This is a genomic window from Pseudomonas sichuanensis, assembly GCF_003231305.1.
Taxonomy (GTDB): Bacteria; Pseudomonadota; Gammaproteobacteria; order Pseudomonadales; family Pseudomonadaceae; genus Aquipseudomonas; species Aquipseudomonas sichuanensis.
Map to the genome: position 1 here is coordinate 1 of NZ_QKVM01000172.1, position 256 is coordinate 256.

At 67.6% G+C, this 256-nt stretch carries 1 protein-coding gene; it reads left to right on the forward strand.

Annotated features, from left to right (window positions below; genetic code table 11):
• Positions 1 to 256: DUF6531 domain-containing protein (locus DM373_RS28600; protein ID WP_157966927.1), on the forward strand; the 256-nt coding region annotated here is incomplete at both ends.

A 256-nucleotide genomic window follows, 5' to 3' on the forward strand; every position in this document is an offset into this window, starting at 1 on the left:
AGCATCAACTTCGCCCTGGGCAGCGAGACCCTGCAGCACACCGATTTCAGCCTGCCCGGGCCGTTCCCGATCACCTGGACCCGCACCTACCACTCGCGCCTTGCCGCCCTCGACAGCGCCAGCCTCGGCGCCCGCTGGATCACCGCCTTCACCACCTGCATCGATGTGCAGGACGACGGGCTGCTGCTGCACGATATCGACGGCCGCAGCCACGCCTACCCGCTGCCCAAGGTCGGCAAGACCCATTACGACGCGA